Origin of the sequence: Cupriavidus sp. OTU4054 (genome assembly GCF_038440175.1) — a bacterium.
Classification (GTDB): domain Bacteria; phylum Pseudomonadota; class Gammaproteobacteria; order Burkholderiales; family Burkholderiaceae; genus Cupriavidus; species Cupriavidus pauculus_D.
In genome coordinates, this window is sequence record NZ_JASATF010000024.1 from 81,244 (window position 1) to 100,012 (window position 18,769).

17 protein-coding genes are annotated in these 18,769 nt (G+C 61.1%); 8 read left to right on the top strand and 9 right to left on the bottom strand.

The window, feature by feature from the left end; translation table 11 throughout:
• Nucleotides 1-29 precede the first annotated feature (29 nt).
• Entirely contained in the window at nt 30-914 is an 885-nt protein-coding gene (locus tag AAHB16_RS24650; RefSeq protein WP_342052223.1) for a LysR family transcriptional regulator, read from the bottom strand.
• A 100-nt stretch (nt 915-1,014) separates the two neighbouring features.
• Here AAHB16_RS24650 and AAHB16_RS24655 point away from each other — a divergent pair, with 100 nt between their 5' ends.
• Together AAHB16_RS24655 and AAHB16_RS24660 are read left to right on the top strand one after the other, a co-directional pair.
• Nucleotides 1,015-2,052, top strand: a complete 1,038-nt coding sequence (locus AAHB16_RS24655) for an NAD-dependent epimerase/dehydratase family protein (RefSeq protein WP_342052224.1) — start codon at nt 1,015-1,017, stop codon at nt 2,050-2,052.
• Between the two features lie 534 nt (nt 2,053-2,586).
• Nucleotides 2,587-2,823 (top strand): hypothetical protein, encoded by a 237-nt coding sequence (locus tag AAHB16_RS24660; protein WP_342052225.1) that lies wholly within the window; start codon nt 2,587-2,589, stop codon nt 2,821-2,823.
• A 261-nt stretch (nt 2,824-3,084) separates the two neighbouring features.
• On the opposite strand, the gene AAHB16_RS24665 is transcribed toward AAHB16_RS24660, so the two are convergent.
• The 5 genes from AAHB16_RS24665 to AAHB16_RS24685 form a co-directional block, all read right to left on the bottom strand.
• Complete coding sequence (locus AAHB16_RS24665; protein ID WP_342052226.1) at nt 3,085-3,273, bottom strand: hypothetical protein; 189 nt, start codon at nt 3,271-3,273, stop codon at nt 3,085-3,087.
• A 434-nt stretch (nt 3,274-3,707) separates the two neighbouring features.
• On the bottom strand, nt 3,708-4,250 hold the full coding sequence (locus AAHB16_RS24670; protein ID WP_342052227.1) for a hypothetical protein: 543 nt from the start codon (nt 4,248-4,250) through the stop codon (nt 3,708-3,710).
• 200 nt (nt 4,251-4,450) lie between these two features.
• Complete coding sequence (locus AAHB16_RS24675; RefSeq protein WP_342052228.1) at nt 4,451-4,846, bottom strand: tetratricopeptide repeat protein; 396 nt, start codon at nt 4,844-4,846, stop codon at nt 4,451-4,453.
• A 149-nt stretch (nt 4,847-4,995) separates the two neighbouring features.
• On the bottom strand, nt 4,996-5,976 hold the full coding sequence (locus tag AAHB16_RS24680) for a Bug family tripartite tricarboxylate transporter substrate binding protein (protein ID WP_342052229.1): 981 nt from the start codon (nt 5,974-5,976) through the stop codon (nt 4,996-4,998).
• A gap of 160 nt (nt 5,977-6,136) precedes the next feature.
• Complete coding sequence (locus AAHB16_RS24685; protein ID WP_150375081.1) at nt 6,137-6,574, bottom strand: hypothetical protein; 438 nt, start codon at nt 6,572-6,574, stop codon at nt 6,137-6,139.
• A 147-nt stretch (nt 6,575-6,721) separates the two neighbouring features.
• Between AAHB16_RS24685 and AAHB16_RS24690 the strand changes: the two genes are divergently transcribed.
• Together AAHB16_RS24690 and AAHB16_RS24695 are read left to right on the top strand one after the other, a co-directional pair.
• Entirely contained in the window at nt 6,722-7,903 is a 1,182-nt protein-coding gene (locus AAHB16_RS24690) for an SGNH/GDSL hydrolase family protein (protein ID WP_342052230.1), read from the top strand.
• A 130-nt stretch (nt 7,904-8,033) separates the two neighbouring features.
• Nucleotides 8,034-9,074 carry an STAS-like domain-containing protein gene (locus AAHB16_RS24695; protein WP_342052231.1) on the top strand — a complete coding sequence of 347 codons (1,041 nt, stop codon included), beginning with the start codon at nt 8,034-8,036 and terminating at the stop codon, nt 9,072-9,074.
• 61 nt (nt 9,075-9,135) lie between these two features.
• On the opposite strand, the gene AAHB16_RS24700 is transcribed toward AAHB16_RS24695, so the two are convergent.
• Together AAHB16_RS24700 and AAHB16_RS24705 are read right to left on the bottom strand one after the other, a co-directional pair.
• Nucleotides 9,136-11,055, bottom strand: a complete 1,920-nt coding sequence (locus AAHB16_RS24700) for a DUF262 domain-containing protein (protein ID WP_342052232.1) — start codon at nt 11,053-11,055, stop codon at nt 9,136-9,138.
• A 136-nt stretch (nt 11,056-11,191) separates the two neighbouring features.
• On the bottom strand, nt 11,192-12,535 hold the full coding sequence (locus tag AAHB16_RS24705; protein WP_342052233.1) for a DUF2314 domain-containing protein: 1,344 nt from the start codon (nt 12,533-12,535) through the stop codon (nt 11,192-11,194).
• A 202-nt stretch (nt 12,536-12,737) separates the two neighbouring features.
• On the opposite strand from AAHB16_RS24705, the gene AAHB16_RS24710 reads away from it, so the two are divergent.
• Entirely contained in the window at nt 12,738-13,364 is a 627-nt protein-coding gene (locus AAHB16_RS24710) for a cytochrome P460 family protein (protein ID WP_342052234.1), read from the top strand.
• A 7-nt stretch (nt 13,365-13,371) separates the two neighbouring features.
• Here AAHB16_RS24710 and AAHB16_RS24715 read toward each other — a convergent pair whose 3' ends face one another.
• On the bottom strand, nt 13,372-14,304 hold the full coding sequence (locus AAHB16_RS24715; protein ID WP_150375078.1) for a LysR substrate-binding domain-containing protein: 933 nt from the start codon (nt 14,302-14,304) through the stop codon (nt 13,372-13,374).
• A 94-nt stretch (nt 14,305-14,398) separates the two neighbouring features.
• Here AAHB16_RS24715 and pcp point away from each other — a divergent pair, with 94 nt between their 5' ends.
• From pcp to metE, 3 genes are all read left to right on the top strand, one after another.
• On the top strand, nt 14,399-15,046 hold the full coding sequence (gene pcp, locus AAHB16_RS24720) for a pyroglutamyl-peptidase I (protein ID WP_150375077.1): 648 nt from the start codon (nt 14,399-14,401) through the stop codon (nt 15,044-15,046).
• Between the two features lie 44 nt (nt 15,047-15,090).
• On the top strand, nt 15,091-16,281 hold the full coding sequence (locus tag AAHB16_RS24725; protein ID WP_342052235.1) for a YbfB/YjiJ family MFS transporter: 1,191 nt from the start codon (nt 15,091-15,093) through the stop codon (nt 16,279-16,281).
• A gap of 189 nt (nt 16,282-16,470) precedes the next feature.
• Nucleotides 16,471-18,762 carry a 5-methyltetrahydropteroyltriglutamate--homocysteine S-methyltransferase gene (gene metE, locus AAHB16_RS24730; RefSeq protein WP_342052236.1) on the top strand — a complete coding sequence of 764 codons (2,292 nt, stop codon included), beginning with the start codon at nt 16,471-16,473 and terminating at the stop codon, nt 18,760-18,762.
• The last annotated feature ends 7 nt before the right edge of the window (nt 18,763-18,769 follow it).

Sequence of the window (18,769 nt, forward strand, 5' to 3'; positions counted from 1 at the left end):
CGCGCGCTGGTTCATCATGATCTCGCAGCTCATGCCACGTGGTGCTCCAGGCCCACGCACAGGGCGTCGAATGGAACCTTGCAGCGCGCGCTGTGGCGCAGGTCTTCATGCATCGCGACCCACATCTCGAGTGGAAACGTGAAATCGTCGCCCATGACCCGCACGAGGTCTGGATAGCGCCGGGCCAGTGCCACCTGGCAGACGCCGATGCCCGCTCCCGCGCGGATCAGCGCGAATTGTGCAAGGTCGCTGTCCGTGCGCATCGCAAAGGCATCGCGACGCCAGCCGGGCAGCGACCTGCTCCCGGCTCGCAGGAACGGCGTCTCCTCGTCGAAGCCGATCAACGCGTGCTTCGCCAGGTCGGCGGTTTTTTCCGGTGTTCCGCGTTTGCGCAAGTACGCTCGGTGAGCATACAGGCCCAGTTCGACGACGCCAATGCGCCGGGCCAGCAAGGCGTCCTGATTCGGTCGCACCATGCGAACGGCAATGTCGGCTTCGCGCAGCAGCAGATCCTCGACGCGGTTCGTCAACGCAAGTTCGACCTTGAGGCCCGGGTGTGCGGCCTGGAGTTCCGCCACGATGGGCGGCAGCACCTCCGCGCCGATCATCTCGCTCGCGCTGATGCGCACGGTCCCCTTGACGTCCCCCTGACTTTCGGCGGCGCGCATCAGTGCGGCGGCGGCACTGTGCATGGCCTCGGCGTAGGGCTTGAGTTCCAGAGCGGCCGGCGTGGGCAGCAATCCCGTTTGCGAGCGCGTGAAAAGATTGAGCCCGAGGGACGTTTCCAGTGCTTCCACATGGCGGCCCACCGTGGGTTGGGCGAGCCCCAGAGCGCGCGCGGCACCCGATAGCGAACCCTCCTGCAGCACGCTCAGGTATGAGCGATAGAGTTCCCAGCTAGGTTCGGTAGCCATACAAAAATCTATAACGGATATACGAGATTAGCCAATTTTATTCGAACGCCGGTGCATTGAAAATGCTCGCATGTTCATGGGAGTTCAGGGGAGATTCGACATGCAGACCAGCAAGACAGCCTTGGTTCTTGGCGCGACAGGCGGGATCGGCGGCGAAGTCGCTCGACAGCTTCGGGACGCGGGATGGAACGTGCGCGCGCTGACTCGCGGCCCGCGTCCCACGCCGGTTGAGGATGGCATCACGTGGATCTCTGGGGATGCCATGCGCCGGAACGATGTCATGGCGGCCGCTGAGGGGTGCTCGGTCATCGTGCATGCGGTGAATCCACCCGGCTATCGCCGCTGGGACGAACTGGTGCTGCCCATGCTCGATAACACGATCGCCGCGGCGACAGCGCAACGCGCCACCATCGTGCTGCCGGGCACCGTGTATAACTTCGGACCGGACGCCTTCCCGGAACTGCGGGAAGACTCGCCCGAGCATCCGCGAACACGCAAGGGAGGCATCCGGGTCGAGCTGGAAAGGCGTCTGCGATCCGCCACGGCCAGCGGCGCACGCGCGATCGTAGTCCGCGCGGGGGACTTCTTTGGCCCGAAGGCCGGCAATAACTGGTTCTCGCAAGGGCTGGTCAAGCCCGGCCGTCCTGTCGACGTCGTCAATCTTCCGGGGCGTATGGGCATCGGACATCAGTGGGCCTATCTGCCGGACGTCGCCCGCACGATGGTGGCATTGCTCGCGCGGCGAGAAACACTGGCGCCGTTTGCGGTGTTCCACATGGCAGGCCATTGGGACGCAGATGGCGGGCAGATGGCCGAAGCCATCCGCCGCGTCGTGGTGCGTCGCGGCGGCCGTGCGCCCAAACTGCGGGCCTTCCCATGGCGATGGCTCATGCTGGCCTCGCCCTTCGTCGCCACACTCCGCGAGATGCGCGAGATGCGCTATCTGTGGCAAATGCCGGTTCGCCTCAGGAATGACAAGCTGAAATCCGTCCTCGGCGATGAACCGCACACGCCGCTGGATGAGGCCGTTGAAGCGACGCTGCGCGGCATCGGGTGCATCCACGCAGCGAGCGAGATGCCACCGACGGAGGACGAAAGCAGGCGCTACCCGAGCAGGTTAGGGAAGCGGACGTTCTGAGGCTGGCGCGGATCGGCCTGCGCAGTCGCCTCACTTTTCTCCAAGGCGCCCGATGGTCTCCGGCACGATCGCCGCGGCGGCGAGGTAGATCGCAGTGACGACACCGACGAAGATTCCCAGCACCCTCGGCAGGTTGGAGGGCGTGCTCGCGCACAGCCTGGCTCGCGGCAGTGGCCCGATCCCGTTACCATCCTGGCAACGTGGACAACGCAGACCATCGAGAAAGGAATTCAGGCAGCAAAGGATGCGATATGCGGCAGCAACGAACCTTGTCCGCCTTGCAAGACTGTGACAGGACGAATTGTTGCTTTAGGTACGATTGCATATCGGCCGCTGGATACGCCTCCTCCAGGCAAGGTTCAGCATGGGATTGAGGGACCGCACTACAACATTGCTAAGGCAAACCAAGCCCCGCGGAGTAGTTCAAAGCCGTGCTGGTGCTTTTGGCAGCCGGTTGGCGCGGTACGCCCCCAAGACCTACCAGCGAGCGCGATACCAATCGAGCATTTTGCAAACTAGCTTCTTAGGTGCGATATGAAATATGCAGATGGTCAAGATGTGAAGGTTGGCGATATGGTTGGACTTGGTGAGGATCGTGGAGGGGTTGTCGTATGCGATATCGATGCTGGCGACTACACGCCAAACGACGCTGAGTCCGCTTGGGGATATTTAAAGAAGGGCGTTATGGTGGTATTTCCCTCATATGGGCACATGTATTACGAAAGCGAGATGGAGGAGGATGTCTTTTTGATTGCCCGGAAACAGGATTGAGATGATGCCCCTTAAATTCGCGCTGCATAGTTGGCCCTCAAGGCCAATCTAATGACAGGTTCGCGAAGTATCCCACCAGATTGGCAGGTGACTAGTCGCCGACGTCTGACTTAAGCGGCTCATCTCGAGCTGCAACTTGCTCGAGAGCAGGGCCTTCTGTGTCAGTGAAGTGGGCCGCGTCAGCGTCAGTTCAAGCCTGCGCAGCGGACACTCGCTGGCCAAAGGGTAGTGTCCGAGTCTGGCCGTGTGCGGCTAGCGATCTCATTCGTTGATTCGATTCTCTATGGCCCGGCGCTGCCAGGGGGCGTCGCGGTCCTCTCGCCATGCCATCCATCCAGGTCCAACATCGGCGAGATGCAGTACGGTCGCGTCCTGCAGAACCATCTCTTCAAGCGAAACGACCACTGCATTTTCTGCAATCACAACATCGCCGGAAAGGAATTGCCACATCCCGTCGTCCGCGTCTCGTGTCACCAGAAGGATGGGTTCGGTACCATCCGCGACGGAGCGAACTGTTAAGCAAGCCACGTTGGGCGGGCTATCAAACGGCCATACAGGGGAATACTCGTTTGGGCCGACGTGGCAGGTGATTCTGAAGAGCCTCAACAGAGACGCAGTGTTGGCTTTCTTGCGATGAAAAACATGCTTGACGTGGATGTCGGCCTAAACAAGGGAATGGCAGGCTACCACACGCCTCCACAAATCCACATTGTTGTTTCTATTAAACGTATACCCATAACCAATAGTCGCACCTCGGTCCGATCTTAATTTGACATGTGCATCGAATCCTTCGAGTGGCGAAATGGCGTTAACCAAATGATTGATATATGCATCAACGGAAATATTTTATATTTTAATCCTCACTATTTCTCCATAGATTGCATCTATAACCTATTGCACACATTCAAAACACCAAATACTCCCAATTTTTTCAATGACCTACGATCAACTAGGTTTTCCCCGTGATATCCGATTACAACATAAAAGTATTTTTTATATTTAATTAGAAAAAAATAGCTATCATCGAAACTATATTCTGACCCACTACTTGTGCGGACATCTAATACGCACGTTCCATCCGATGGACTGCCGCAACTTTCAATCACATCGTCTTCTTTCCCATCTTTGTCGATGTCGACGCCTTTGTATCGCCATCGCCTGCCACCAAGATCCTCCGAAAGCACATCAAGAGGCAGTTTTCGGGCGCCTGGTACAGGTTTCAGGAGACGTGCCACGTCATCGCAAACTCCCTTTTGGGCGCGACTTTCTATCAGACTCGTTCCCCCAATTACAGAATTCTCTAGCGCATTCGCATCATTAATATAAAAAATCAAAGCTATTCCGAAATACAAAATGCATCTACTCATCAAAATAAGATTTATCATCTTTTCCTCATATATTTCAATCCAGCCTATGCTTGTCGACATTTGAGCTCTTCAGGAGAGGTCCGTATTCCCTGCCATCTAGGATATGCTTGAGAAGAGGGGGATAGCCTGCCAGCGCGAGGGCGTGTGTTGATATATCTGCCAGTGAATTCTTCATGGCTGGGAGACTGGTGGTTGAGGAAAGCCGAACCTTCGCGATCTTTCTACGCGCGTGCGCAGAACAGCCGGTTGCCGAATAACTCTTACAGCTTCGCCCGTGTGCCTAAGAATGTAAGGTACTTTCTGTCCTCGTTGTCGAAGATCCCGTCGCCAGCGCCCATATACGCGTGCATGAGTTCGTCGGCTGCCGCGTCAAGATCGCCAGCGTCGTAGGCCAGTTGCCCGAGCCGCATGTGAATGAACGGATTGCCTAATCCACCTGGACAGGTAAGCGCAGGGGACAGCGCCCCCTTACTGGAGGTTGCATAGCCTCCCAAGAAGCAAGCATCGCCGATGGCGGCAAGAATCCAGGTGGACGCGTTCCAAATGGTCTTCGGCTCTGGAACCAAGTCCCACGCCTGGTTGTAGGCTGCAACCGCAGCTTCATATTGAGCACTGTCCGCCAACGCATCACCCTTGGAGCAATGCGTCTTGATCAATCGGTGAATAGATTCGCCGTCTCTGTTTGATTTGCAACACCTCCACTGCTCATGCAGCGTCTAGTGTGTTGCATCGACCGGTTGAATCCACAGCCGGTAGCGGCCCTTGACCGCGACGCCCGTGCGGGCGTCGGCGGTTGCCACGACGATCAATCGGCCGTGATGTTCTTGGCCTTGATGATCTTGCCCCAGTACTCGGTATCCTTCGCCACCAGCGCGGACAGGCCAGCCGGGTCCAGATAGCGCGCTTCGATGCCGACGCCTTCTGCGCGCTTCTTCGTTTCCGATTGCTCGAGTACCTGCTTCACGTTCGTGGAGAGCTTCGTCACGACTTCCGGCGGCGTGCCGGCCGGTGCGAACAGGGCCACCCAGGCTTCCAGTTCGAAGCCGGGCAGCCCGGCCTCGGCGGTGGTCGGAACGTTGGGCAGCATCGGATGCCGCGTCTTGCTGGTCACGGCCAGTGCCCGGAGCTTGCCGGTCTGGATATGCCCGATCACCGACGGCGGCGTCGTGATGAACACCTGCACCTGGCCGGCCAGTACATCCTGAATGGCGGGACCCGAACCCTTGTAGGGAACGTGCACCATTCTGGTATCGGTGACCTGATCGAACAGTTCCGTGCCGACATGGGAGAGCGAACCGTTGCCCTGCGACGCGTAATTGACCTTGCCGGGGTTCTGCTTCAGATACGCGATGAATTCCTTCAGGTTGTTCGCTGGCAGCGACGGATTGACCGTAATGACGTTGGTCGCCACGGAGATCAGCGCGACGGGAATCAGATCCTTCTGACTCCACGGCAGCTTCGAGAACATCGACGGATTGCCGACGTGATAGGCCGAGTAGGAGGCCAGCAGCGTATAGCCGTCCTTCGGCGCGCGCGCGACGAGCTGATACGCGATATTGCCGCTGCCGCCCGCGCGGTTGTCGATGACGACGGCCTGCCCGATCTCCTTGGCCAGCGAATCGGCAATCAGCCGCGCCGAGGTATCCACGACGCCGCCCGGCGGATTGGGGACGACGATCGAAATGGGCTTGGTGGGGAAGGCAGTCGGCTGCGCGCCCGCAATCGTTGCGCTGAATGCGAGACAGGCACCGAGGGCGCCTGCAAGAATGGGGTGGCGATACGGCATGACGGGTCTCCTCCGTTGTTTTGATTGTTTGCTCGGGTTAACGTGAAATCGCGTGACTTGGCTTGAACGCGAATCTCTGCGGCAAACAGCGTACGGGGAAATGTCATGCTGCCATATTGGCGGTTTCCTTGATGGTCGGGAACTGCCGCTCGCGATGCGCTCAATCTCCCTCGGGCGCCTGCGACTTCAATGTCGCCAGCGCATCGGCCATCCGCTTGGCGGATTCCTCGTCGACGACGAGGATTTGCGCCAATGGCCGGTTTGCCGACGTCCGCGGTTCGACGACAAACAGGCTGCTCTTCTGATAGATGCGCGTTTCGGCAATGGACCGGTAGTAGATACGGGTGCCTTTCCGAATCGTCGTTGTCGTGTCGGCCTCCGTGCTCGTGCCCGGCGTGGGCACCGTCTTCACGCCACGGCCGTATTCCATATAGCGGTCGGTGACCTGAACCAGTTCGGGGCGACGCTTGCCGGGCTGCTCATACAGGATGCGCTGGACGACCGCCTGCGGATTGCTGACGGTAGACGCCTGGTAGTCGACGCGAGTCGCGCATGCGGCCAGGAGCAGGACGGGGGCGAGCAGAAGGAGCTTTTTCATGAGAAGACTAACCGGGCAAGGCGCCGAGATTAGCAAACCGGCCTCGGCCCCGGCCGCCCCTCGAAGTGGGGTGTTGTCACACGGCGACAGCATTCCCGCGGGATTATCATGGCGGTTTCTTTTCTTGCCGCGCTGCTCCCGATCACCATGAACGATCAATTCACCTGGGTCACGGTACCCATCACCGCATCGATCCTTCGAGGGGCCTGCGAGCTCGAGGCGACGGCGCGGGGGCTGATGCCGCACCGGTTGCCCGCGTGGGCGCGTGCGCAGTGTGCCGATCCGCAGCTTGGGATGGCCGAGGCGCAGCCTTCCGGTGTCCGGCTCGTTTTTCGGACTGCCGCCACCGATATCGCGCTCGATGTGTTTCCCATACGGCGCTCGTATGCCGGTATGCCGCCGCGCCCTGTCGGCGTATATGACCTGCTGGTCGATGGGCGGCTTGTGCGGCAATGCAGTGCGGACGGCGGCGATACCGTGATCCTCGATATGAAGGCCGGGACGTCCACCACGCAACCGGGCGAGATTGCCAGGCTCGTATTCGGCGGACTGCCCGCGCACGACAAGCGCGTCGAGATCTGGCTGCCGTACAGCGAGATCACGGAGCTCGTCGCGCTGCGTGCCTCCGCACCGGTCGAACCCGTCGGCGACGATGGCCGGCGCGTCTGGCTCCATCATGGCAGTTCTATCAGCCATGGATCGAATGGCGACAGTGCCACAACGACCTGGCCCGCGGTCGCGGCATTGAAAAGCGAGGTGGAGCTGATCAACTTCGGACTCGGCGGCAGCGCACTGCTCGACCCGTTCGCGGCGCGCACGATGCGCGATACGCGCGCCGACCTTATCAGCCTGAAGCTCGGCATCAACCTCGTCAACTACGATCTCATGCGGCTGCGGGCCTTCACGCCCGCGGTGCACGGTTTCCTCGACACGATTCGCGAGGGGCATCCGACGACGCCGCTGCTGATCGTCTCGCCGATCTATTGCCCGATCCATGAGCACGCGCCCGGCCCCACCGTGTTCGATATGACGGCACTGGCGGCCGGCCGGCTGTCCTTTCTGGCGGGCGGCGACGCGGCAGACGTCGCGAATGGAAAGCTGACGCTCGCTGTCATCCGCGATACGTTGCGCGACATCGTGCGGCAGCGCGCGGCGACCGATCCGAACCTGTATTACCTGGACGGGCTCGCACTATACGGCGAGCAGGACGCCAGCGAGTTGCCGCTGCCGGACGAACTCCACCCCGACGGGGCCGCGCACCTGCGGATGGGCGAGCGCTTTGCGGAGGCCGTGTTTGGGCGGGGCGGCCCGTTCGCCATCGCGGGTTGATCCGCGGCGCCACATCCTATTCTGCCGGCGATTTGGGTGAAATGTTGCCATTCGAGTGAGTTAAGGTTGACAAAGGTTGCGGATCTGGTTGACACTCGCTACGCATACCCCAGCAAACTCCAGGTGCAACATGATCAGCAAGGTGCGCGAGAAGGGCGAGCAAGTACGCTGCTTTATTCTCGAGAATATCGAGGCACACAGCGGCGATATCGCGAATCTGGCGGCGGAGAAATTCTCGATCTCGCGTCAGGCAGTGAATAAGCATCTGACAAGACTCCGAGAGCAAGGCGCGATTACGATGGAGGGCTCCTCCCGTGCGCCTAGGTACAAGCTCGCCCCTCTGGAGAAGAAGCAGTTTTTTTACGATCTTGGCGTCAATCTTGACGAAGATCTCGTCTGGCGACGGGACATAAAGCCGTGCATCGAGCCGTTGCCCGACAACGTCCTCAATATTTGGCACCACGGTTTTACTGAGATGTTCAATAACGCTATCGACCATTCTAAGGGCACATCGATTGCAGTACAGGTGTCCAAAACTGCGATTTCGACGGAAATTGTGATATCCGACGATGGCGTCGGCATCTTCAAGAAGATCCAGCAGGAGTTCGATCTGCTGGACGAACGGCAAGCCATCTTTGAGCTAGCGAAGGGAAAGCTCACCACAGACCCGCGCAATCACTCGGGTGAAGGGATTTTTTTCACGTCAAGAATGTTCGATCATTTCGACGTCCTCTCCGGTGGTCTCCACTTCTCGCATGAACGAGGGAAGCCGGAGGACTGGCTGATCGAGCGTTCCAAGGCGGCGAGCGGAACCGCCGTCTTCATGGAGCTACATAACCACACCGCGAGAACCACGCGAAAAGTCTTCGACGAGTTCACGGAAGGCGATGGCGACACAACCTTCAACAAGACCGTGGTGCCGGTGCAACTCGCAAAGTACGGTGCCGATGAACTGATCTCTCGCTCGCAAGCGAAACGACTCCTGGCGCGCGTTGAACTGTTCAAGTACGTCGTGCTGGATTTCGCAGGTGTCGAGACGATTGGCCAGGCTTTCGCAGATCAGGTGTTCCGGGTCTTCACTACTGATCATCCGGAGATCAGTCTTGTTGCCATCAACGCCTCGGCGGAAGTGCAACGCATGATCTCGCGCGCGCAGAGCACCGAACGCTGATGCTGGCGGCGTTGATGGGGTGATGGTGTGCGAGCGCGACGGTTCTTGGTCGCGCCTTCCCCTAGCGATCGACGTCCGCCAATTCGGCGTCATCGTCCTCGTCTACATCGATCGCGTGCTCGTTCACGCGCGCGTCGAATGGACCAACCCCTAGGGCGATGGCGGCGAGATCGCCCCAAAGCGTCCGAGCTGCTTCTTGCAACTGAGCCACACGCTTCTTGCAGTTATTGACCCCCCAGTGTGGACGGTCCATAAGGTTCCCGCGATAGGATGCATTTGCAAGAAGCTCGTTGAAAGATACTTTGCGTTGATCGCGAAGCCACCCAAGTTTGCTCCGATCGCCAATAAAAGGTGCGTTCTTCATGCCTCGGTTATCGCGAATAGGCAAGACTGTCAGATTCCCGAGGTGATGCAGCCAGGGCGCCATGTTCTTCATGTGGACGCGCCCTGCTTTTGATTCGTGGTCATCCGGCGTCTGCGGATAAATGTGTTCGATATCCCATGTTGTGAAACCAAGGTCCTCGAACCAGACGCTGTCTTGAAATGGTGAAATGTCCTCGCGTGTGTCGGTGGCCCACTCCTCCGATTCCGGAAGATACTTGCCGTACTTCCAGAAAAGATAGTGGATGACATGCCTGTATTGACGGTAGAAATGGGGGCTGTCCAATGCGTCATCGGGGAAGATTTCAGCGGCAATGGATTCCTCATTTAACTCTTCGCCGAGTTTGGCCGCTTCCAGCGAACTCCAGTATGGCGTCGCATTCCAATAGAGCTGATGCACAGCTTCGGCAGCAGAAGTCACGGCAACACCGCGCGCATTCTTCCACGATCGTTGATACAGTTGACGCCCTGCACGCCACTTGAAGGAACGCCCGTAATTGCTGTTCTTCTGGGCCAGAGCACATCTGAACGATGTGATTTCGCAGAACCTGATAAGGCGTTCCGCATCCTGATCCCAGCGAAGAATCGCGGCAACGATCAAGGGCTGCAACTCGCCGTCACGTCCGAGTCGAGCGAAATCGAGGAGGGCGTCTCGCAGCTTCTTGCTATAGCGATCGGGCATCTTCTCGTATGGGCGCTCGACGGCCACCCATGCTTCCGCGACTTCTACGAGCGTGTTGAGATATCGCTCGATCCAGCCGGCAATATTGCCGCCGGTCGCCTTGACAGATTTCAAGGTTGCATCGAACTGTTCGAGCACCTTGTCCGAACTCTTGAATTGCCGTTCGGATATCAGAATCCAATGCACCTTCAGCAGTTTGTCTGAGTCGAGAGGTTCCGCGCGGTCGGCAACATCGAGCTTCCGATACAGCTCGTCGTAACGTCGGGTAATCAATCTCTCGAGCTCTGCTTTGGCGTTGCGGTCACTGACTGCGGCCGCCCACTCGATTAGCTTATTTTTCACTAAGTCGAACTGACAAACCTCCTTACCCCGCAAGTTGATGCGCTCGAACAGGCTCGTCGCGCCAGCGAGCGAGGGTGCAGCATACAGAATGATCTGCGACTCAAGTAGGGCTTCGTCCGTGAACGCGTCTCGCGCCATCGCCAACATTTCGTGAGCTTCGGACATAAGTCGCTGAGATAGCGTCTTTTGAGCTTCACGTCGGTCTGTCAGCAAGGCTAGTGTGAAGTCCCGGTCGGCTTCCCGAGGCGATACCCAAAGGTCAATCAGGCCGGCAGAACTTGTGCGTAGAACCCTTTCTCGGAAGCCGCGCGCGGCGACTGCCAGCATCAACGTAGTCAGCCGCTGTTGTCCGTCCACGATGTCCAATCCGTATTCGCCGGGGCATACGACAACGAGGCCCAGAAATAGCGGTATATTCCTGCTGGATGTTTCGCGCAGATCTTGAATGAAGTCTTCAACTTGCTCGGTGCCCCAGTCATAGGGGCGTTGGAACGGAGGTATGTGAAACTTGAACTCTAGAAGTTCCCGGACCGTGACGAGTCGCGATTGTCCTGGCTCAAATGTGGGAGCTTGCATGCTTTATGATGTCTCGATTGGGGCGAGCCTTGGGCTCGGCGCTTGAACCTCGGATGGCGGTTTACTTGTTCCACGCATATCCATTAGAACGTCTAACGGCGGCAGAATCCGGGTCTTAAGAGCCAGTTGACGGGCACTATTTCAAGAGTTTTGAGGTTTCATTGCCCTCAGTCCTCCCGTCCGGCGAGCGGCGAATGTAGTCGAACACATCTGACTGACGCGTTTCCACGATTTGCCCGGCCTTCAGGCCAGCGACATATCGTGGATCGCTCAGAAGCATCCCCTTGATCTGCTCGCCTTTCCACTCGAGGACCTCGACCCACATGTACTCGCGTCCTCCACCGTTTGTCATGGTGAACGGAACCTTGAACTCAAGTCGTTCGCCAGGTGCGAGTCCTCGCACAAACGCCTTCTGAAGCGCTGGCAGTTGCCGCCGGGCTCGCTCACTGGCTTCGCGCAAGGCGGCGCGTTGGCGTACCGCGACAACCTCGTCGGATTGTGACCCAAATACGGACTTGATGAAGCCAATCTGACGTTCGGTAGCGCTACTGCCTGGATAGGTATCGAACGTCAACGCGGCGATGAGGTTATCGGGGTCTCCTGCTTCCGCGGAAGCTTCGACGAGACGCAGGCGCCCCTGTCCGCTACCTCCCGCGACGACGCCAGAACTCAAACGCTTGCGCACTGCGGTATGGCGTATCGTCGCTATATTCAGCTGCAGTAGGCCTTTTTCGTCCGGCGGTCCTTGTTCCGTCAGTTGTTGTGCCGCGGCATTGAGGGCATTGCCTAGCGGCGTATTCAACGACCAGACGGTGTCGTTGATGGCGAGGTCCGGTGCGCCGAAGCGCGCCATGCCGAGTGTAATGGCGCGGGTGCGCCCGTCGTTGTTGTACGCATGAATGACGATCTGCTTCGATACGTCTGGAATCCCGTTCTCCCAGGTTTGCAGGCGATCTGTATCCCACGACTCAGGGGTGAATGCCTCGCGCGTTTCCACGTCCCAAATGATGGCCTGACCTTGCCGGGCGAGCTCCGCCACGAACAATTCCGCGCGATAAAGGGCATTGGATGGCTGATGGCCCGGATGCGCGAATGTCAACACGATGACCTGCGCTGCCTTCTGCAGCCGTTGCGCCTGGTCCAGTGTCAGGCCGCGTCCGAAATAGCGCAAAGACTCGAGCGACGGCGGCGCGTAGTCGTGGGCCGCGTTGGCGCTATGGTCGATCTTCAGCAGTGCGGTATCGAAGGCGGTCTTGTCGAGTTTACCTGCGACCTTCAACCGGTACCGTGGATCGGCTGCCAGGGTCCGCGCGGCCTTCTGTGGGTCCGACGCCGGCGGCGAGAGGTAATAGACCGCGATGCTGAAGCCGATCGCTTTGCGGTGCCAGGCCTGCATGGGGAGAGGCTGGCCGGGCGCCGCAAATGCGGGACCAGCGAGAAAGACTGCGATCAGCAGAAGAACCTTACGAGCGAAACGCATGCGTTTGAACGGTCAGCACTGGAAGGCGCCGAGATTAGCAAACGACCCACTTCCTACGCTGCCCCTTGAAGGGGGGTGTTGTCACATGACGACAGCATGTTTCCCACCACGCCCTCGGCCATATCTCGTTCTACCAAGGCAGTATTGCGGAGCCCATTGTGCTGAACCATGCTTGTTGACACCACAAGCAGGGGAACGGCAAATGAGTGCATATCGAGGATCGGTGCGTCGCGGGTGGCGCGGTGCGTTAGTGGCCGCCGTGGCCACCATGTCGATCGGCGTTGCCATCCATGCGCCGCACGCGTCGGCGGCCGACAAGTCCGGTGCGGCGGTCGATGCTTCGGGCAAGCTGCGTGTGCCCGATGGCTATCGCACCACATACAATTTTCTTGGCACGTGGGCCGTCGCCAAGGATCAGGGGGCGGGCTCGGAAGAACTCCACGTCGTCTATGCCTCGCCCGGCACCATCGATGCCTATCGCAAGAACGGGAGCTTTCCCGACGGCACCGTGCTCGTGAAGGAAGTGTACGTCGCGGCAACCGAGCCGATGACCACGGGCACCGTCAGCCATTCGGAGAAACTTCGCGGATGGTTCGTGATGGTGCGCGATGCCAAGGGGCGTTATCCGCAGGGTGACACGTGGGGCGATGGCTGGGGATGGGCGTGGTTCGACGATGGCAAGCCGACCGTGGCCTCCCGCAATCTGCCGATGAAAAGCGGTGTGCCGATGCCCACCTTCAACTACAAGCAGAACTGCCTGGCCTGCCATACGCCGGCCAAGGCGACCGAGTGGATTTTCACGCAGGGCTATCCGCCGCTCAAGAAATGACCGGCCTCTAAAGCGCCTGCACGGCTGCGGCGATCTCTTCCCGCAGCCACGTCACGCCCGCATCCACGCGCGCCCGCCGCGTGTGGATCAGATCGATATCGAACGCGGTCTCGGTCAGTGCCTTCGGCAGTTCGTAGATCCTGACATCAGGCGTGGCGAGTTGTTGTGCCGCGCGTCTGGCCATGGTCGCCACGAGATCGCTGCTGGCGACGGCGAGCGGCAGGGCGACGATATGCGAGAACGTCGCGGCCACGCGGCGATGCTCGCCCAATTGCTCCAGCCTGCCGTCGATGACGCCGCGCCGCGAGCCGTCGTCGCTGGGGACGAACAGCGCATGCGGCAGCTTCAGATAAGTCGCGAGATCGATCGTGCGGCGCTGGCGGGTTCCGCGCAGCAGTGGATGCTCGCGATGTGCGATGCAGACGAAATCTTCCCGATACAGCGTCGTCCGGACCATGCGCTTTGGCGTGGACAGGTGGCCGCTGATGGCGACATCCGCCACGCCGTGATCGAGCTGATCGTGGATGGTGGCGCGGTCCAGCGCCATGACGCGCAGGTCGATATCGGGTGCCGATCGCCGAAGGCGGCCGATCACATGCGGCAGCAGCACGACGTCTGCGTAGTCGCTGGCGGCGATGGTGAAGCGGCGGCCCGCCGGCACTGCGGGGTCGAAGGCCACGGTCTGACCCATGGTCTGACGGACATGATCGAGCGCGAGCGATATCCCGGGCATCAGCGCGTGCGCCAATTCGGTCGGCTGCATGCCGGCGGTACCCCGCACGAACAGATCGTCGCCGAACAGCGCGCGCAGGCGCGTGAGCGCGTTGCTGACCGACGGTTGCGCGCGGTTCAGGCGCTGGCCCGCGAGCGTGACATTGCGGGTTTGGTAGAGCGCTTCGAACGTAACGAGCAAATTCAGATCGACGCGGGATAGATTCATGCTGTGAATGTCATGGATATCGAATATCCATTTCAGGAATGCGGATCAGATGCTTACGATATCTGTTTCGATGATTTCGTGCACGGGGGATTCCATGGACACAGTACTGGTAACGGGCATAGAGCCATTCGATGGCGAGACGCTGAACCCTTCATGGGAGGCGGTGCGTGCGGTGGACGGGCGCGTCGTCGGTGAGGCGCGCATCGTGGCGCGCCAGTTGCCTTGCGTGATTGGCGAGGTGCGGCAGGCGCTGATCGGCCATATCGAGACGGTCGATCCCGTGCTCGTGCTGTGCCTCGGACAGGCAGGCGGCCGTCCCGATGTGTCGATCGAACGCGTGGCGATCAATATCGTCGATGCGCGCATTCCGGACAATGCCGGGCGGCAGCCCGTCGATGTGCCGGTGGTCGGGGGCGGTCCGGTCGGTTATTTCTCGACGCTGCCGATCAAGGCATTGGTGCGCGCATTGCGCGAGGCGGGCATTCCAGCGTCGGTGTCGCAGACGGCGGGCACTTATAACTGCAACACCATCTTCTATTCGCTCGCGCATTACATCGCGACGGAGCGGCCGGCATTGCGCGGCGGGTTCGTGCACGTGCCGTATCTGCCGGAGATGGCCGCCCATCATCCCGGGGCACCGAGCCTCGATGTGCGGACGCTGATTGCGGCCATCGAGGTCATGGTCGCGACATCGCTGGCGACGGTGCAGGACGTCAGGGAGTCGGCGGGGGCCACGCACTGATGGCCATCGCGAGGGCTGTCGAGGGCGCTGACGGCGCGAGGCCGGTGACCGGCCCATGGACCGTGGCCGTTGCAGGACTCGTCTGCCTTGCGGTGTCGCTCGGCATCGGCCGGTTTGCATTCACGCCACTGCTGCCGATGATGCTGCACGACGGCACCGTCACGCTCTCGCAGGGTGGGGCGCTGGCCACTGCGAACTACGCGGGCTATCTCGCGGGATCGCTGCTCGGTCTGGTCTGGCGTACGGAGTCCGCGCGTACGGCGCGATACGCATTGGTGCTCACGGTGCTGCTCACCTGTGCCATGGCGTTGCCCGGCAGTCTGGCGCTATGGATGCTCTGGCGCGCGCTGGCCGGCATGGCGAGCGCGCTCGTCATGATTCACGCGACGGCATGGTGCATGCAGGGGCTGACTGTGCTTGGCCGTCCCACGTGGATCGGGCTGATGTTCTGCGGCACGGGCGTCGGCATCGTCCTTACCGGGATGCCCGCATTCGCGATGGCGGCGATGCACTGGAGCGCGCGGCAGGGGTGGGCGTGCTTTGCCGGCGTGGGCGTGGTACTCGTCGCGGCGATCTGGCGCGTGCTCACGCCATGGCCCACCGGCGCGGTAACGCGGCCCGGCGATGGGCCCGGCGATGGGGCCGGTGATGGGGCCGGTGATGGGGGTTCGGCGCCGTGGCTCGCCCCGCGCGCGCTCGCGCTAACCGCGGCTTACGGGCTGGCCGGCTTCGGCTACATCATCACCGCGACGTTCCTGCCCGTCATCGCGCGGCAGGCGATGCCGGGCAGCATCTGGGTGGATCTGTTCTGGCCACTGTTCGGCGTGGGCGTGACCATCGGCGCGGCGCTCGTCACGCGTGTCGGCAGCCATCGGGACAACTGGCGCATGCTGTCGGGGCTGTACCTCACACAGGCGGTCGGCGTCGCGCTCGCGGCCGCATGGCAATCGACGAACGGCCTCGCGCTCAGCAGCGTGCTGGTAGGCCTGCCTTTCACCGCATTGATCGCCGTCTCGATGCGCGAAGCCCACCGCCTGGCGGGCCCGCGCTCCCCGACGCTGATCAGCCTGATGACGGCGATCTACGCCGTGGGCCAGATCGCCGGACCGCCACTGGCGGCAACGACGGTGGCGCGCAGGGGCAGCTTCGGTGTGTCACTGTCGATTGCCGCGGGGGCACTGACGGTGGGGGCCATGATCTGCTTCGCGATGCGAGCGAGAGGACCGCGCTGCTGATGACTGGATTTGCTTAAGGACAAGACGGTGTTGCTTACTCCCGTACAAGGTGCCCGGCGGCGGTGCTGATGCATAGCGTGCGGATGTTGCGTATGAACAGGATTCATACGTTTCTGAAAAATGACCATTTTACTTCATGGCCGGTGATTTCTAGAATCGGGCATCGACCTGAATACGGAATGACCTGCGATGACCAAGACCCATAACCTCGGCTTCCCGCGCATCGGCGCAAAGCGCGAGCTCAAGTTTGCCCTCGAGTCCTACTGGAAGGGCGAATCCTCGCGCGAGGAACTGACGCGCGTCGGTGCCGCGCTGCGATGGCGGCACTGGAACGACCAGAAGGGGCTGGACCTCGTACCTGTTGGCGATTTCGCGTTCTACGACCAGATGCTCGATATGAGCTTCACGCTCGGCAACCTGCCGGAGCGCGTGCAGGGTTTTCATGGCGATGCGCTCGACAACTACTTCCGCGTGGCGCGCGGTCGCTCGGCGCAATCCGCGGAAGAGCATGCCGCATGCTGCGGTGGCGTGGCCGCCGGCGAGATGACCAAGTGGTTCGACACGAACTATCACTACATCGTGCCCGAGTTTTCGTCCGCCACGACGTTCAGCCTCGATGTGTCGCGCCTGCTCGAGCATCTGGCCGAAGCGCGCGCGGCCGGTGTGCAGGCCAAGCCCGTGATCGTGGGCCCGTTGACCTATCTGGCGCTGGGCAAGGCCAAGGATGACTCGGACAAGCTCGCGCTGCTGGCGCGTCTGCTGCCCGCCTATGTGGAACTGCTGGCGACGCTCGCCGCGCAGGGCGTCGAATGGGTGCAGATCGACGAGCCCATCCTCGTCACGGAACTCGACGACGCATGGCGCGCGGCGTTCCGCACGGCCTATGCCACGCTGAACGGTGCTGGCGTCAAGCTGCTGCTGGCAACCTACTTCGGCCAGTTGCTCGACAATCTGCCGCTGGTGTGCGAACTGCCAGTGCAGGGCGTGCACCTCGATGCCATCAACGCGCGCGGCGAAGTGGACGCGCTGATCGCGGGCCTGCCGGCCGATTGCGTGATCTCGCTCGGCGTGATCAACGGCCGCAATATCTGGAGGACGGACCTGAACGCCGTACTGGACTGGCTCGAGCCCGTGGCGCGGCAACTCGGCGACCGGCTGTGGATCGCGCCGTCCTGCTCGCTGCTGCACGTGCCGGTGGATCTGGCCAGCGAGCAGAAGCTCGATGCCGACGTGAAATCGTGGCTGGCGTTCGCGCTGCAGAAGCTCGACGAACTGCGGGTGCTGGCCGGCGCGCTGCGCCATGGTCGGCACAGCGTGGCCGACGCGCTGTCGGCCAACCGCGCCGCGATCGACGCGCGTCGCCAGTCGCCGCGTGTGAACAATCCCGCGGTCAAGGCCGCCGTGGCCGCCATCGACGCCGCGCTCGGCAAACGCCAGCGCCCGTATGCGGACCGCGCACCGAAGCAGGCCGCGCATCTGAAGCTACCGCTGTTCCCGACCACGACCATCGGCTCGTTCCCGCAGACGGCGGCCATTCGCCATGCGCGCAGCCAGTACAAGGCCGGCGCGCTCGACGATGCGCGCTATCGGGCGGCAATGGAAGCGGAGATTGCCCGCAGCGTGCGCGAGCAGGAAGCGCTGGGCCTCGACGTGCTGGTGCACGGTGAAGCGGAACGCAACGACATGGTCGAGTACTTCGGGGAGCAGCTCGAAGGCTACGCGTTCAGCCAGTTCGGCTGGGTGCAGTCCTATGGCTCGCGCTGCGTCAAGCCACCGATCCTGTTCGGCGATATCAGCCGTCCGAAGGCGATGACCGTGGGATGGATCCAGTATGCGCAGTCGCTGACGAGCAAGCCGATGAAGGGCATGCTCACCGGCCCGGTGACGATCCTGAACTGGTCGTTCGTGCGCGACGACCAGCCGCGGTCGGTATCGTGCTACCAGCTTGCGCTGGCCATCCGCGAGGAAGTGCTCGACCTCGAGCGCGCGGGCATCAACGTGATCCAGATCGACGAGGCCGCGCTGCGCGAAGGCCTGCCGCTGCGCCGCGCGCAGTGGAAGGCGTACCTGGACTGGGCGGTGGAATCGTTCCGCATCACGGCCAATGGCGTGCGCGACGAAACGCAGATCCACACGCATATGTGCTACTCGGAGTTCAACGACATCATCGCGTCGATCGCCGAGATGGACGCCGACGTGATCACCATCGAGACGTCACGCTCGGATATGGAGCTGCTCGACGCGTTCGACGACTTCAAGTATCCGAACGAGATCGGGCCGGGCGTGTACGACATCCATTCGCCGAACATCCCGTCGCAGGAACACATCGTGCAACTGATGCGCAAGGCGGCCGAGCGCGTGCCCGGCGAGCGGCTCTGGGTAAATCCGGACTGCGGCCTCAAGACGCGGCAGTGGGCGGAGGTACTGCCGGCGCTGACCAACATGGTGGCGGCGGCCCGGACGCTCCGGGCCGGGGGCTGACCGGCCC